General features: G+C 61.6%; 17 protein-coding genes. 7 read left to right on the forward strand and 10 right to left on the reverse strand.

Going from position 1 to position 13,680, the window contains the following annotated elements; genetic code table 11:
- Positions 1-65: 65 nt before the first annotated feature.
- From AMK05_RS15810 to AMK05_RS15820, 3 genes are all read left to right on the forward strand, one after another.
- Positions 66-956 (forward strand): DMT family transporter, encoded by an 891-nt coding sequence (locus tag AMK05_RS15810; protein ID WP_064839943.1) that lies wholly within the window; start codon positions 66-68, stop codon positions 954-956.
- Between the two features lie 488 nt (positions 957-1,444).
- Complete coding sequence (locus AMK05_RS15815) at positions 1,445-1,660, forward strand: cold-shock protein (RefSeq protein WP_003561293.1); 216 nt, start codon at positions 1,445-1,447, stop codon at positions 1,658-1,660.
- 143 nt (positions 1,661-1,803) lie between these two features.
- Positions 1,804-2,271 (forward strand): BA14K family protein, encoded by a 468-nt coding sequence (locus AMK05_RS15820; protein ID WP_171899795.1) that lies wholly within the window; start codon positions 1,804-1,806, stop codon positions 2,269-2,271.
- Positions 2,272-2,335: 64 nt separating this feature from the next.
- On the opposite strand, the gene AMK05_RS15825 is transcribed toward AMK05_RS15820, so the two are convergent.
- A complete protein-coding gene (locus tag AMK05_RS15825; protein WP_064839946.1) occupies positions 2,336-3,208 on the reverse strand; it encodes an oxidoreductase in 873 nt (290 codons plus the stop codon).
- Between the two features lie 35 nt (positions 3,209-3,243).
- Between AMK05_RS15825 and AMK05_RS15830 the strand changes: the two genes are divergently transcribed.
- Positions 3,244-3,705: a winged helix-turn-helix transcriptional regulator gene (locus tag AMK05_RS15830; protein ID WP_064839948.1), complete on the forward strand. Its 462-nt coding sequence runs from the start codon at positions 3,244-3,246 to the stop codon at positions 3,703-3,705.
- Here AMK05_RS15830 and AMK05_RS15835 read toward each other — a convergent pair.
- The 5 genes from AMK05_RS15835 to AMK05_RS15855 form a co-directional block, all read right to left on the reverse strand.
- A complete protein-coding gene (locus tag AMK05_RS15835; RefSeq protein WP_064839951.1) occupies positions 3,702-5,078 on the reverse strand; it encodes an ATP-binding protein in 1,377 nt (458 codons plus the stop codon). The genes AMK05_RS15830 and AMK05_RS15835 overlap by 4 nt on opposite strands.
- Positions 5,079-5,212: 134 nt before the next feature.
- Positions 5,213-5,914 carry a response regulator gene (locus AMK05_RS15840; protein WP_010068070.1) on the reverse strand — a complete coding sequence of 234 codons (702 nt, stop codon included), beginning with the start codon at positions 5,912-5,914 and terminating at the stop codon, positions 5,213-5,215.
- On the reverse strand, positions 5,915-6,406 hold the full coding sequence (locus AMK05_RS15845; protein WP_064839953.1) for a MarR family winged helix-turn-helix transcriptional regulator: 492 nt from the start codon (positions 6,404-6,406) through the stop codon (positions 5,915-5,917).
- Positions 6,407-6,975: 569 nt separating this feature from the next.
- Positions 6,976-7,245, reverse strand: coding sequence for a hypothetical protein (locus AMK05_RS15850; RefSeq protein WP_003593093.1), 270 nt, complete (start codon positions 7,243-7,245; stop codon positions 6,976-6,978).
- Between the two features lie 187 nt (positions 7,246-7,432).
- Complete coding sequence (locus AMK05_RS15855; RefSeq protein ID WP_064839955.1) at positions 7,433-8,050, reverse strand: DUF1236 domain-containing protein; 618 nt, start codon at positions 8,048-8,050, stop codon at positions 7,433-7,435.
- A gap of 287 nt (positions 8,051-8,337) precedes the next feature.
- Between AMK05_RS15855 and AMK05_RS15860 the strand changes: the two genes are divergently transcribed.
- Entirely contained in the window at positions 8,338-9,027 is a 690-nt protein-coding gene (locus AMK05_RS15860; protein WP_064839957.1) for an MBL fold metallo-hydrolase, read from the forward strand.
- A 17-nt stretch (positions 9,028-9,044) separates the two neighbouring features.
- Here the strand turns inward: AMK05_RS15860 and AMK05_RS15865 are convergent, their stop codons facing one another.
- The 4 genes from AMK05_RS15865 to AMK05_RS15880 form a co-directional block, all read right to left on the reverse strand.
- On the reverse strand, positions 9,045-9,386 hold the full coding sequence (locus AMK05_RS15865; RefSeq protein ID WP_064839959.1) for a tRNA-binding protein: 342 nt from the start codon (positions 9,384-9,386) through the stop codon (positions 9,045-9,047).
- A gap of 10 nt (positions 9,387-9,396) precedes the next feature.
- On the reverse strand, positions 9,397-10,224 hold the full coding sequence (gene proC / locus AMK05_RS15870; RefSeq protein WP_064839961.1) for a pyrroline-5-carboxylate reductase: 828 nt from the start codon (positions 10,222-10,224) through the stop codon (positions 9,397-9,399).
- A gap of 1 nt (position 10,225) precedes the next feature.
- Positions 10,226-10,726: a YbjN domain-containing protein gene (locus tag AMK05_RS15875; protein WP_064839963.1), complete on the reverse strand. Its 501-nt coding sequence runs from the start codon at positions 10,724-10,726 to the stop codon at positions 10,226-10,228.
- 476 nt (positions 10,727-11,202) lie between these two features.
- A complete protein-coding gene (locus AMK05_RS15880; RefSeq protein ID WP_003581142.1) occupies positions 11,203-11,463 on the reverse strand; it encodes an accessory factor UbiK family protein in 261 nt (86 codons plus the stop codon).
- 203 nt (positions 11,464-11,666) lie between these two features.
- Here AMK05_RS15880 and lgt point away from each other — a divergent pair, with 203 nt between their 5' ends.
- Positions 11,667-12,515 carry a prolipoprotein diacylglyceryl transferase gene (gene lgt / locus AMK05_RS15885; protein WP_064839965.1) on the forward strand — a complete coding sequence of 283 codons (849 nt, stop codon included), beginning with the start codon at positions 11,667-11,669 and terminating at the stop codon, positions 12,513-12,515.
- A 19-nt stretch (positions 12,516-12,534) separates the two neighbouring features.
- Positions 12,535-13,635, forward strand: a complete 1,101-nt coding sequence (locus tag AMK05_RS15890) for a class I SAM-dependent methyltransferase (RefSeq protein ID WP_064839968.1) — start codon at positions 12,535-12,537, stop codon at positions 13,633-13,635.
- Positions 13,636-13,680: the final 45 nt, after the last annotated feature.

Genomic DNA, 13,680 nt, shown 5'->3' on the forward strand with positions numbered 1-13,680 from the left:
CCCTTGCCTTGAGGAAACGCAACTGCTAACCGCTGAGGCACATCCCCTTCCCCATCGAGGACGACATGACGCGCGCTCAGGCGAACCTCCTGCTATTGCTCGCAGCCGCCATCTGGGGCGGAGGCTTCGTTGCCCAGTCGACGGCGATGAAGGCGGTCGGCCCCTTCTGGTTCATCGCCCTGCGTTTTGCCGTCGCCACGCTGGCTGTGTTGCCTTTCGTCGTGTTTGAAGCGCGCAAAGCCAAGGCGAAGACAAGCGCTCGCCATGCGAAACTCTATATCCTCACCGGCCTTGCCCTGTTCAGCGGCGCAGTCACGCAGCAGGTCGGGCTGCAGACGACGACTGTGACGAATTCCAGCTTCATCACCGGCCTCTATGTCGTCTTCGTGCCGCTGATTGCCGTGTTCTTCCTGCGCCGCGCCCCGCATTGGATCATCTGGCCGGGCGCGCTGATGGCCGTCGCCGGCATCTATCTCCTGTCAGGTGGCCATCTCTCGGCGCTCACGTCAGGCGATCTCCTGACCGTCGCCTGCGCCGTCTTCTGGGCAATCCAGATCACCCTTGCCGGCACGACCGTTTCTGCGACAGGAAGGCCGCTGGCGCTCTCGGCCACGCAATTCGCCGTCACCGCCGTCTGTGCGTTCGCGATTGCCGCAGCCTTTGAACCGATCACCCTGTCGGCGATATGGGCGGCAGGACCCGAGATCCTCTATGTCGGCATCTTCTCCTCCGGCCTCGCCTTCGTGCTGCAGGTGATCGCCCAGCGCTACACGACACCTTCGCAGGCCGCGATCTTCCTTTCCTCCGAAGCGCTTTTCGGCGCCGCGCTCGCAGCCCTGCTGCTCGACGAGACGATGCCGGCGACCGGTTATGCAGGTTGCGCGCTCATGTTTATCGCTATGCTTGTAGTCGAACTCGTACCCGGATTCGCGCGGCGACGTGTGCCAGCCGCCTGAACACGCGTCCAAATATGGGTGAGTGGCGTCTTTTAAAAAAATTTGTCGGAACCGAGAAGACGCGTTTACGTTGCACTTTTGGGAAAATCTGCTCGAAATTTATATTGCAGACGATATAAAACGTTAATCATTCCCTATCGGCGACGGAAATTTTGCGTTTTTGCGCAAATTGGATATCCGGGCGGGTGTGCTGCGGCCAACACGGCAAAAAACTTTTACTTGCCAAAATTCGTTTAACGCAGCACTCTCAGCGCGTTCGGGCATTTTGCGAGCATGGGAAGTCCTTAAGTATTTGCGCGCCGGGAACGCCAATTATCCCGGTCAGCCGGTTCCGATAATGGCGGGCGAAAGTCCTGCCTGGAGCAGGCCGAGGTAGAGGGGACCTTTTTCTCACATTTCAAGAATTGCCTGCCAACACCTCCCGCAAGGGAGGCAATGCTATGATGCTGCCCGTGTGGATGGCGGGCAGAGAGAAAAGGACCTGACGCATGGCAGAGACTGGCACTGTAAAATTCTTCAATACCGACAAAGGCTTCGGCTTCATCAAGCCGGACCGGGGCGGCGCCGATATCTTCGTTCACATTTCTGCCGTTCAAGCCTCCGGGCTGGCCGGCCTGACGGAAAATCAGAAGGTAAGCTTCGACACGGAGCCGGATCGCCGCGGCAAGGGCCCCAAGGCCGTCAATCTGCAGATTGCGGGCTGAACCCTTAACAAGGCTGTCGAATTTCGAGTTGAAGCCCGGCAGCAATGCCGGGTTTTGTCGTTCAGCCTTCGTTCAGCTACCAATCGATAGTACTGTCATCATCGAGAAAGGAACCGGCGTTCGGTTCCCGGGATTAGGACTTTATGCTGATGAACAGGCTCGCCAAGACTCTTCTGCTGACGGCAACGGCTGCCGCACTCACGCTTTCCGCCATCGGCGAGGCATCGGCCCGCGACCGTCATTGGCGCCATCACAACGGCAATGATGCACTCGTGGGCGGCGCCGTCGGTCTCGCGACCGGCCTGATCGTCGGCTCGGCCATCGCTAATGCCAATAATGGTCCCGCCTACGAAGAGCGCCGCTACATCGACCCGGCCTACGAGCCGGATTATTACGAGCCTGCCCCGGTCTATCGCGCCCCGCGCCGAGTCTATGTCGAGCAGCCGCAATATGTCGAGCAGCCGCGATACTATGCGCCGGCCCGCGCCGCCGTGGAGCCCTGGTCGCCGCAATGGGAGCGTTACTGCGCTTACCGCTACCGCTCCTTCGATCCGCGCAGCGGCACCTATATCGGCAATGACGGCCGCAGCCACTTCTGCACCGCCGGCTGATCGCTCAGCAATCCCAGATACCAAGCGCCGCTCCTCAGCGGCGCTTTTTGTTTTTTGGAGACCTTCACCCGGCCTTCTTTTCCCAGGGCATGGGTCCCACCTCGGCATCGGGCTCGAAATCAGTCGAGACGCTGACTGCGCGCCATTCCCGATCCGCTTCGATACGCGCGGCATCGGCTTTCTCGACATTGCTGACCGCATCGCTGCCAAGCAGCAGCCGGAACGGCGGCTGATCGAGACCAGCGATATGGACGATGACCGCGGCCGCCTTGGCGGGATCGCCGGGCTGGCGGCCGTTATACTCACGCTGGAAGCGCACGGTGGCGCCGACCGTCTCCGCATAATCCTGCCGCCCTTCGGTAAGCACCGTCGAGGCGCCGGCGAAATCGGTTCTGAATCCGCCGGGCTCGATCACCGTCACCTTGATGCCGAATGGCGCGACCTCTTTCGACAGCACCTCGGAAAAGCCCTCGACAGCAAACTTCGCCGCCGAATAGGCGCCGCGCCCGGCGGGCCCGATGCGGCCGCCAACGGATGAGAACTGGATGATGTGCCCGCCCCCTTGCCCGCGCATCAGGGTGATGACCGCCTTGGTCATGATGATCATGCCGAACAGGTTGGCCTCGATCTGTGCCCGGAAATCGGCAAGACTCGTATCTTCGATCGAGGAAACATTGCCGTAGCCGGCATTGTTGACGAGCACGTCGATGCGCCCGAACCTCTTCACGCCAGCCTCGACCGCCGCCGCTGCCGCCGTCTCGTCAGTGACATCAAGGGCGACCGTCAGCACCTGGCCGCCATACCGCTCGGAGAGATCGGCAAGGTGGGCGGAATCGCGCGCCGTCGCCACCAGATTGTCGCCGGAGGCCAAAACCGCCTCCGCCAGCGCCCGGCCAAGACCGCGCGAACTTCCTGTAATCAACCAGACCCTGGACATCGGAAACCCTTCCTTCTTTGGTTCCCGGCTGATGTATGGTCTATTGTATCCGATCGAAAGAAGGTACCCAGACGATCTATACACACCTTGAGGTAACTGACTTGACCAGCGACATATTCGATTTCTGCTGCTCCATGACGGACGAACAGGATGCGCGGGCCCGCGAACTGATCGAGCGGGCGGCGGCGAAATGGCCGCTGCGCATCCTGCACGTGCTCTCCGATGCCGGCGCACCCTTGCGCTTCTCGCGTCTCATGGAAAGGGTCGAGGGCATCAGCCAGAAAGTGCTGACGCAGACGCTACGCACCCTCGAAAGAGACGGCCTCATTATTCGCACGCTCTATCCGCAAGTGCCGCCGCGCGTCGAATATGAATTGACCCCGCTCGGACGCGACCTCCTCATGCAGGTTGCCGCCCTCTGGCGTTGGATCGTCGAACGGCTTGGTGATTTCGATGCGCGCAAGGCCGTAAAACTGACGGCAGCCACCGATGTCTAAGCCGGAATGCGGATCGTCGCCCTCAGCCCCCCGAGCGGGCTGTCGCCGAGGGTGACATTGCCGCCGTGGCTGCGGGCGATGTCGCGGGCGATCGCAAGGCCGAGGCCGGTGCCCGAGGCATCGAGGTTACGGGCCGCATCCAGCCGGAAAAACGGCTTGAACACATCCTCGCGATTCTTTTCCGGAATGCCCGGCCCGTCGTCGTCGAAGATGACGGTCAACCATTTGGCACTGTGCTTGGCCTCTATGTCGAGCCTGCCCGCATAACGCCGCGCATTCGAGGCAAGGTTGGTGACGAGACGCATGAAAGCGTTCGGCCTGACGGATATGTCGTCATCGCCTTCGATCGAATAGCTGAATGTCTTGCCGTGCAGAGCGAAATCGGATTCCAGCTTTGCGAAGACCTCGCTGAGTTTCAGCTCGCCGACATCCTCTTCGACCTCGCCGCGTGCGAAGGCCGTATAGGCCTCCAGCATGGCCTGCATATCGTCGACGTCGTCGTTCAGCCCATGCAGATCGGGATTGTCGCCGGCGAGCGCCAGTTGCAGCTTGAAGCGGGTGAGGATGGTGCGCAGATCATGGCTGACACCTGAGAGCATTGCGGTGCGCTGCTCGATCTGCCGCTCGATCCGCTCGCGCATCAGGATGAAGGCAAGGCCGGCGCGCCGGACCTCGTCGGCGCCGCGCGGATAGAAATTATCGGGCTTCTGCCCCTTGCCGAAGCTTTCGGCCGCGCGCGCCAAGGTCAGGATCGGACGGATCTGGCCGCGCAGGAAGAGGATCGAGATACCGATCAGCACCAGCGAGGTGCCGACCATCCAGACGATGAAGATATGCGTGTTCGAGGCATAGGTCTGGCTGCGTTTGGTCAGCACCCTGAGGATCTTGTTGTCGAGCTTGATGCGGATCTCGACGAGATTCGAATTGCCGACCGTGTCGATCCAGAAAGGTCTGTGGATCTCGTCGGTGATCTCGTCGCTGAGGATGCCGTCGAGGATCGAGAAGAACGGCTTGACGCGCGGCGGCGGCAGGTCGCCGTCCGGCTCGATGGAGATCTGCAGGCTGAGCTGGTCGCGGGCGATGCGGACGATCTCGCTATAGTCCGAATTCTGCGGGTAGGTCTCGATGATCTCGATGATCGCGGCGATGTCGCGGGTGACGGCGAGCGACAGCCGCTCCGTCACCATCTGCCAGTGGCGCTCCATGAAGACGGCGGCGACGACCGATTGCAGCAGCACCATCGGAATGATGATGATCAGCAGCGATCGCGCGTAAAGCCCGGTCGGCAGCCGCCGGCGCAGCCAGCGGACGATCCAGCGCCAACCCGGCGCAGAACTGCGGTCTTCCCGCCGCAAGCTGTCGATCGTCACCATCAGCGCCGGTCCTGGCCTCTATCCTTATATCTAAAGCGCGTCGCGATCTTTCAGATTCGCTCCTTGCGCTTTAGGTCTTTGTTTTTCCGCATGCCGTTTCCGCAAAACCACTGCACGCTTTTGCGCGACATGCTTTAGTCGATACTCAGCCTGTATCCGATGCCGCGCACGGTTTGCAGCCAGACAGGATTGGCCGGATCGTCCTCGATCTTGCGCCGCAGCCGGTTGATCTGCACGTCGATCGTCCGCTCGCCCACTTCGGTGTCGTTGCCGATCAGTTCGTGACGGGGAATCGTGTCGCCGGCGCGCCGTGCAAAAAGCAGCATGATCTCCTGCTCGCGGTCCGTGAGCCGGATCACTTCGCTGGCCTTCTTCAGTTCCTTGCGGGTCAGCGAGAAGGTGTAGGGGCCGAACATCACCTGTTCGATCTTCGGTCCCTCGCCACCGGCATTGCGACGCAGGATGTTGTTGATGCGCAGCACCAGTTCGCGTGGGTCGAAGGGCTTGGAAAGATAGTCGTCGGCGCCGGCCTCGAGGCCTTCGATGCGGTTGCCCGATTCCGCCAGCGCCGTCAGCATGATGATCGGCACGTTCTTGATGGCGCGAAGGCCGCGGGTGACCTCGATGCCGGATTCGCCGGGCATCATCACATCCATGATGATCAGGTCGAAATCGAGGCCCGCGAGCTTGCGTTGCGCCTCAGCGCCGTCGGCGGCGACGGTGACGCGGAATCCGTTCTCGGCGAGATAGCGATTGAGCAGCGCGCGGATGCGCGAGTCGTCGTCGACCACCAGCAGATGCGCCGCATCGTCGGAAATACCTGTCTTGACCGCCATTCAAACCGCCTTCTGTCTGTCCCGCATGCCTCTAAGGAAAGCTTTTACGCCCTCCCGCACCTCCGCAGAAGCCCCTTCGAATGCCCGCTCAATGCGGCGCGATTGCGGCTCGGCAAGGGCAAGCGCCAGCTCTCGTCCCGATTTCGTAGGATAAAGCTTGCGCTGCCGCCGGTCCTCTGGCCCTGCAACCTGGCGAATATAGCCTGAATCGATCAACTGTTTCAGCACTCTTGCAAGGCTCTGCTTGGTGATCTTCAGCGTATCGAGAAGATCGGCCACCGTCATGCCGGGGTTGCGGTTGACGAAATGCACGACGCGGTGATGCGCCCGCCCGAAGCCGCTCGTTTCGAGGATGGCGTCAGGATCGGAAACGAAGTCGCGATAGGCGAAGAAGAACAGCTCGATGATCTCGAAATCGATGATGTCGGTATCTTCCATCGGCGTGGCCAGCGGCTCTGGCTTGGCTGTTTTCGGGCCGGTCTGTCGTGACACGCGGCATTTCCTTTCTCTTCCCGCTCCCGCGGGAAATTTTCACCAAGATATGCCAGCTTTATTGACATAAATTTGCGTCACTGTGAGTGTTCCAGCCTCTGCGGGAGCCCCGTTATTTCCTCAGTATTTCCCTGACCAAGGCCTGTCCGGCACTCCGAAGCAATACGCCATTACCCCTTGCATCTGTGGATAAAACGTAATGGGGACAACAATCAACAGGCATGGAGTTTGAAGCGCCGGCTTTAAGGGCGAGCCCGCCTATGGCGGCGGGCTGTTCAAGCTCACCTGATATCACCAAACGGTTTCGCCAAGCGTCGCGGCATCGAGGTCTTACAGCACGCAATCCTGCCGGAAGCACTCCCTGGTTTCAGCGAGTGCTTCCTCACCGGCTCGGTTGCTGAGGTGACGCCGGTTTCCGAAACGCTGATGAACGGCGACACGAAGGAAGTGTATCCAGCCGCAGTCGCTGCCGGATAAAATGTTTCGCGCGGTCGACCCAGTGATTCAAAGCGTTGCGGCGCCGCACGGCTGAAAGGACGCGCGGCGCCAGGCTGAACGCCCGCGGTCATTTACCGATGCGCCCGTGCCATGACCAACCCGGCAAGCGTCGAAAGAATGCCGCCGCCGATCAGGCCGCCGATGCCGTCGGCGATCAGGCCGGTCATTGCCGCCTCCCCACCGACCATGCCGAGCAGCATGCCGCCGGCGACACCGCCGATCGCGCCGGCGATCGTGCGGGCGACGACATTGATTGCATGCTGCTTCAAGGCGGCGCTCGCGGCATTGCCGCCGATGGCACCGGCAATCAATTGTATGACGAGCGGAAGTAGCGCTTCCATGACTTTCCTCCTCTGGCGATCTCCCCGATCGCCGCTATATGCCGAACCGTCGTCATATTAGTATTTTATCATATTCGGAAGGAAAGCGTTAAGAAAAAATCAACCCATGCGGGAGGCATGGGAGGAAGAGGACGGGTTGGAAGTGAGGCGGTCAGCCGACCGCCTCACTGTAACTTTGCCGCTTACATCACTGATAAACGTAGACGATCCGGCGGGTACCGGGATCAACCAGCACCGGCCGGTCGTTGATCCTTGTATAGCGGTATTCGTAATCCGGGATCGACTGGAAGGTAACATCGGCCGGCACCTCCGCGCCCACGACGACATCGCCGCCGAGCTGCACCGTCTGGCCGGGATTGGTGTCGATATAGGTGCGGACCGTCTCCGGCGGGGTGATGGTCTCGACCGCCCCGACCGGGCCGATCAACTCGTCGCCCGGCGCCGGCTGCGGGTCAACCGGGACGACGCTGGCCGTCGATTCGTAGGTCACGACGGGAACGCCGATCTCGGCGCGGTTCTGTTCGACGATGACCGGTGTGCCGCCGCGGTCGACCTGCAGATAATCGGCATAGACCCAACCACGCATGCCGTTGACATCGACGCGGCACCAGCGGCTGCCTTCGATGCAGCCGTCGAGCACCGCGGTCGAGCCGCGGGTGGCAAGACCGACCGCCGGATATTGCGGGCCCGGGCCGGCACGGACGTTGAGATCGTTGACGGTCGTCGCCATCATCTCCGCCTGCGCCAGACCGCCGCTCGCCAGGAGCACGGCTCCGGCCACTAGAATGTTTCTCTTCAAGGTCATCTGAGCGTCTCCTTGGTTTCGATGGCCGGACAACGCACGGCGTTCCACGATGTTCCCATACGTTCCGCAGCGCGAAAGACCGCTTGCGGGATACTATTCACAAGCCATTGGAAAAATTAAATAAAATAAGAATTTTTTGGCCGCTGACGACAATATCGCCAGGCATGAATTCTTGTTGCAGCCCCTCTTTTTGCCGTGAGGCCGGCAGCAGTCACAGAAGATTCCGGCTGTCCTTGACGCGGTTTCGGACTATACCCTGAGCATCCGAGACACCAAGCGAGGCACTTATGGGCATGCTCCAGGCCGGCATCATTCCGGTGACACCGTTCCAGCAGAACTGCACGATCTTTTTCGATCCCGAGACCAAGGAAGGCGTCGTCGTCGATCCCGGCGGCGATGTGCCGCTCATCCTGCAGGCGATCGCGCAAAACGGCTTGCTCATCAAGGAAATCTGGCTGACGCACGGCCATCTCGACCATGCCGGCGGCGCCAGCGAACTGAAGGAAGCCATCGGCATCGACGTGGTCGGCCCGCATCAGGACGACCTGCCGCTGCTGCAGCGGATCGAGACTCAGGCCGAAAAATACGGCATATCGGGATTGCGCAACGTCGTGCCCGACCGCTGGCTGAAGGATGGCGACAAGATCTCTTTCGGCGCCCACGAATTCGAGGTCTATCATGCGCCCGGCCATGCCCCCGGCCACGTCATCTATTTCAACCGTGCGCAGAATTTTGCCCATCTCGGCGACGTGCTGTTCAACGGCTCGATCGGCCGCACCGACCTGCCGGGCGGCAATCATCAGCAGCTTCTCGATTCGATCCGCGACAAGGTGCTGCCGCTCGGAGACGAGGTCGGCTTCATTTGCGGCCACGGCCCCGGCAGCCGCATCGGCGATGAGCGGCGCAGCAATCCATTTTTGCAGGAAATCAGAGCCCCTGGAGCAGCCGGCGCGGGCGCATCAGGCGAAACGCGATAGAATAAAGCAAGCCGCGTTCACATCATCTTGCGGCCGTTCGGCACCCGCTGTCCGACGGCCGCAAGCACGATCGCGCCGTTCTCGTCCTCGAATCCCAGCGTCAGCACTTCCGAGCGGAACGGCCCGATCTGGCGCGGCGGGAAATTGACGACACCAAGCACCTGCCGGCCAACCAGGCTTTCGGGCGTGTAATGCACGGTGATCTGCGCCGAGGATTTTCTGATGCCGATCTCGGGACCGAAATCGATGACCAGCTTGATCGCCGGCTTGCGCGCTTCCGGAAAGAGACTGGCTTCGATGATCGTGCCGACGCGAATGTCGACACGCTCGAAATCAGCGAAGCTAATCTCCTCGGCCATATCGTCTCCGTCAGCCGGCCAGCTCTTCGGCCCGCTTGCGCGCCGCCGCCAGTGCCGCGTCGAACAGAGGCTGCATGCCATCTTCGGCCATCAGCACGGCGAGTGCCGCCGCCGTCGTTCCGCCGGGAGAGGTCACGTTCTGCCGCAACCGCGAAGCGTCGTCGGGGGACTGGTGCAAAAGTTCACCAGCCCCCGCGACTGTTTCCCGCGCAAGACGCATGGCGAGGTCCGCCTGCAGGCCGAGTTTACGGCCTGCCTCCGCCATACATTCGACGAGATAGAACACATAGGCAGGACCGCTGCCCGAAAGCGCCGTCACCGCATCGATATCGGCCTCCGCAGGCACCCATTCCACCGGACCCGAGACGCTGAGAAGGGAATGGACACGTTCGCGCTGCTGTTTGCTGACCGCTGAATTGGCAAAGGCGCCGGTGACGCCGCGCCCGACCATTGCCGGCGTATTCGGCATGGCCCGCACCATGGCGGCTTTGCCCAGATGCTTCTCGAGGAAACCGAGCGTCTTGCCGGCGGCCACCGAGACGATGACGGTTTCCGGCCCGACGGCACTATTCACCGCCGGCAGCACCGCCTCCATCACCTGCGGCTTGACCGCGAGAAACAGCACGCTGGCCTTCAGATCCGCAGGAGCGGCAACCATATGTGTCGCGCCGGCCTCACTGATCGTCGCCAGCATCGCCGGCGACGGGCCGGGATCGACGACAATGACGGCCGAGCCCGGAACACCGCTTTTCAGCCAGCCGGAGAGCATCGCCCCGCCCATATTTCCGGCGCCGATCAGGACGACCGGATTTGTCGAGGAGAACGTGTTTGCAGGCATCTTATGCCTCGCCGACTGTTTCGAACAACACGGCTTCCATCGCCTTCGTCGCTTCCATGCCGGACCAGACGACGAACTGGAATGCCTGGAAATAGGCTTCGCAGGTATCGAGCGCGCTCGAAAGCAGCACCTCCACCTGGCGGTTGGTGGGGTCCGCGCCGCCAGCCAGCAGCAGCGACTGGCGGAAGATGACGACATCTTCCTGGCGCCAGAGGTCGAAATGCCCCATCAGCACCTGCCCGTTGATCGCCGAGAGCAGCTTAACCACCTCGTTGACCCTGATGTCGGGAACTTTGATATCGAAGGCGCAGCCAAGGTGCAGCGCCTCGAATTCCTCCATCCAGGAGAAGGAGACGTGATAGTCCGTCCAGCGGCCCTCGACCGTCATCGCGATCTCGTCCTCGCCGGAGCGTTCGAACGACCAGTCGTTGTTGGAGGCAACGTACTCGATCATATCGACCGGGTTCGACTGACGCTCGACTTCCAATTCCATCAGGTTCATGCAGCACCTTCTTGACCGGAACGAATGCGACCTAACTTGGTGTACGAACACAAGAAAAGACACACGCAAATACCGGAACCACCACTCGGATGATCGTTGAACCGCTGCCAGACTTAACGCAGATAACCTGCCCGGAGCTTACCAAGTCGCTTCGAATCATCATTTAAAATCAGTGTATAATGCCCCTTGCCACCTGCCAGCCCCCTGAGGGGAAATTAGGCCGCGCCACTGTGGAAAGGCTCTTCGAAATTCAATTCAGAAGGGAGAATAAGCGACTCTGCGAATTGGCTTTTTTGGCAGTGTCCACAGGTGGAAAACTCACCTGAATTTTTTGTGACGGATGCGGCGTGTGGCATGAAGGCAACGCCGCATCTGCGTCATATCGGGACGTTAAAGCATGCCGCGCAAAGTGCTCAGCGGTTTGCGGTTGTGGAGACAAACGGCCAGGGAGGGAATCTGAAAGATCGCGACGCGCTTCAGTGCCCCTCGCCGGCAAGCCTCGCCTCAAGCGCCGCGATGCGGGCGGCAAGCGCCTCGTTTTCGTCGCGCGCCTTGATCGCCATCTCGCGCACGGCCTCGAACTCCTCGCGCTTGACGATATCCATGCTGTTCAGCCAACGCTCGGCCTGGGCGTTGAAGGCGGTCTCGATCTCCTTGCGGACGCCCTGGGCAGCACCTGCCGCATCGGTCATCAGCTTGGCGAATTCGTCCATGATGCGGTTCGTTCCGGTCGTCATGGCGTTTTTCTCCCTTCGCATGAGGTGAACTTCAGCCCTTTGGGGCCTCAAGGATTGAGGTAGGGCTTCGCCACCCGCGATGCAAGCGCTTTGCATTGGATCGGCTTGCCGGAACGGGCCGCGAAAGCGCCATCACGAATAATGGACTTGACCGTCCGGGATCGCAGCGGCATGTTCCGCGCAACCAAACAGGTGGGAAAACCTTGCCGACAGCAGCCAATCTCCTTGCCATCATGCCTTTCCCGGACATCGATCCGATCGCCTTTTCGATCGGCCCGCTGGCGATTCATTGGTACGGTCTCGCTTATGTCGCCGGCATCCTGCTCGGCTGGGCCTATGCGCGCCGTCTCGCCGCCAATGACAGTCTCTGGCCAGGCAACGTCTCGCCGATGTCTAAGACGCAGCTCGACGATTTCATCGTCTGGGCCGCCCTCGGCGTCGTCCTCGGCGGCCGTCTCGGCTATATTTTCTTCTATGATCTTCCCGCCGTCATGCGCAGTCCCATCCGTGCGCTCGAGATCTGGAACGGCGGCATGTCCTTCCATGGCGGCCTGACGGGTACGACGATCGCCATGATCGTCTTTGCCCGCCGCAACGGCATCCCGATCTGGAGCCTGTTCGATATCGTCGCCACCGTCGTTCCCTTCGGGCTGTTCTTCGGCCGCATCGCCAATTTCATCAATGGCGAACTCTGGGGCCGGCTGACCGACGTACCCTGGGCCGTGGTTTTCCCGACCGGCGGTCCCTTCGCCCGCCACCCGAGCCAGCTTTACGAAGCCGGCCTCGAAGGCATCGTTCTCCTCCTGGTGCTGGCCGCCCTGGTTTACGGCATGCGGGCGCTGAAGAGCCCCGGCTTCATCACCGGCGTCTTCGTCTGCGGTTATGCGCTGTCGCGCATCTTCGTCGAATTCTTCCGCGAGCCTGACGCCCAGCTCGGTTACCTCCTCGGCACGAACTGGCTGACCATGGGCATGGTGCTCTCCTCCCCGATGATCCTGCTCGGCCTCTGGGCGATGCTCAGGGCCCGCCGCCAGGCTGCGCTGCAGCTCTGAAAACGGCAGGACGCGCGACATGACCACCGCTCTAGGCGAAAAGATCAAGGCGATCATCCAGGCCAACGGCCCGATCAGCGTCACCGATTATTTCTCGCTCTGCCTGGCTGATCCCGAACACGGCTACTACCGCACCCGCGAGCCCTTCGGCCGGTCCGGTGATTTCGTGACCGCGCCCGAAGTCAGCCAGATCTTCGGCGAGATGATCGGCGTCTTCATCGTCCATGCCTGGCAGCGTCACGGCACGCCGGCGGGCGTGCGCCTCGTCGAGATTGGCCCCGGCCGCGGCACGATGATGGCGGACATGCTGCGCGTCATTTCCCGCATCGCCCCGCCCCTCATGGAGGCGATGACCGTGCATCTCGTCGAAACCAGCGAGCGCCTGCGCGACGTCCAGAGCCAGACGCTCGAAGCCTACGGCGAGAAGATCACCTGGCACGGCGGCTTCGATGAAGTCCCGCCAGGCTTCACGCTGATCGCCGCCAACGAATTGTTCGACGCCATTCCGATCCGCCAGTTCGTCCGCATGCCGACGGGTTTCCGCGAGCGCATGATCGGCATTGATGCCGAGGGCGAGCTGACCTTCGCCGCCGGCGTCGCCGGCCTCGATCCGGCGCTTCTGCCCGAACCAGTGCAGAACCTGCCGCTCGGCACGCTCTTCGAAATCTCGCCTGCCCGCCAGGCGGTGATGATGGCGATCTGCGAGCGGCTGCGCGCCTTCGGCGGCACGGCGCTCGCGATCGATTACGGTCATCTCGTCACCGGCTTCGGCGATACGCTGCAGGCCGTGCGCATGCATGAATTCGACCCGCCGCTCGCCCATCCCGGTGAAGCCGATCTGACGAGCCATGTCGACTTCCAGCAGCTCGCCGAAACCGCGCTTGCGGCCGGCGTCCATCTGAACGGCGCTCTGCATCAAGGTGATTTTCTGACCGGGCTCGGCATCCTCGAACGTGCCGCCGCCCTCGGCCAGGATCGCGAGCCGCAAACGCAGCAGGTTATCCAAGCGGCAGTCGAACGGCTCGCCGGCGCCGGTGAGGGCCGGATGGGTGAACTCTTCAAGGCGATGGCCGTCTCTCATCCGGCAGTCGACCTCATGCCCTTTCGCCCGGTGGATTGACAGGGCGCACGCGGCTAGTTCAACATCCGCGCGACCAAGAACTTG

Origin of the sequence: Rhizobium sp. N324 (genome assembly GCF_001664485.1) — a bacterium.
Taxonomy (GTDB): Bacteria; Pseudomonadota; Alphaproteobacteria; order Rhizobiales; family Rhizobiaceae; genus Rhizobium.

Excerpts from the sequence above, each read along its gene's own strand:
- AMK05_RS15865 (WP_064839959.1), bottom strand. The coding sequence starts at position 9,386 with ATGGCCGAGGAGATTAGCTTCGCTGATTTCGAGCGTGTCGACATTCGC.
- AMK05_RS15835 (WP_064839951.1), bottom strand. The coding sequence starts at position 5,078 with ATGGTGACGATCGACAGCTTGCGGCGGGAAGACCGCAGTTCTGCGCCG.
- AMK05_RS15815 (WP_003561293.1), top strand. The coding sequence starts at position 1,445 with ATGGCAGAGACTGGCACTGTAAAATTCTTCAATACCGACAAAGGCTTC.
- AMK05_RS15840 (WP_010068070.1), bottom strand. The coding sequence starts at position 5,914 with ATGGCGGTCAAGACAGGTATTTCCGACGATGCGGCGCATCTGCTGGTG.
- AMK05_RS15830 (WP_064839948.1), top strand. The coding sequence starts at position 3,244 with ATGGTCTATTGTATCCGATCGAAAGAAGGTACCCAGACGATCTATACA.
- proC (WP_064839961.1), bottom strand. The coding sequence starts at position 10,224 with ATGCCTGCAAACACGTTCTCCTCGACAAATCCGGTCGTCCTGATCGGC.
- AMK05_RS15825 (WP_064839946.1), bottom strand. The coding sequence starts at position 3,208 with ATGTCCAGGGTCTGGTTGATTACAGGAAGTTCGCGCGGTCTTGGCCGG.
- AMK05_RS15890 (WP_064839968.1), top strand. The coding sequence starts at position 12,535 with ATGACCACCGCTCTAGGCGAAAAGATCAAGGCGATCATCCAGGCCAAC.
- AMK05_RS15820 (WP_171899795.1), top strand. The coding sequence starts at position 1,804 with ATGCTGATGAACAGGCTCGCCAAGACTCTTCTGCTGACGGCAACGGCT.
- AMK05_RS15850 (WP_003593093.1), bottom strand. The coding sequence starts at position 7,245 with ATGGAAGCGCTACTTCCGCTCGTCATACAATTGATTGCCGGTGCCATC.
- AMK05_RS15875 (WP_064839963.1), bottom strand. The coding sequence starts at position 10,726 with ATGAACCTGATGGAATTGGAAGTCGAGCGTCAGTCGAACCCGGTCGAT.
- AMK05_RS15810 (WP_064839943.1), top strand. The coding sequence starts at position 66 with ATGACGCGCGCTCAGGCGAACCTCCTGCTATTGCTCGCAGCCGCCATC.
- AMK05_RS15855 (WP_064839955.1), bottom strand. The coding sequence starts at position 8,050 with ATGACCTTGAAGAGAAACATTCTAGTGGCCGGAGCCGTGCTCCTGGCG.
- AMK05_RS15880 (WP_003581142.1), bottom strand. The coding sequence starts at position 11,463 with ATGACGACCGGAACGAACCGCATCATGGACGAATTCGCCAAGCTGATG.
- AMK05_RS15860 (WP_064839957.1), top strand. The coding sequence starts at position 8,338 with ATGGGCATGCTCCAGGCCGGCATCATTCCGGTGACACCGTTCCAGCAG.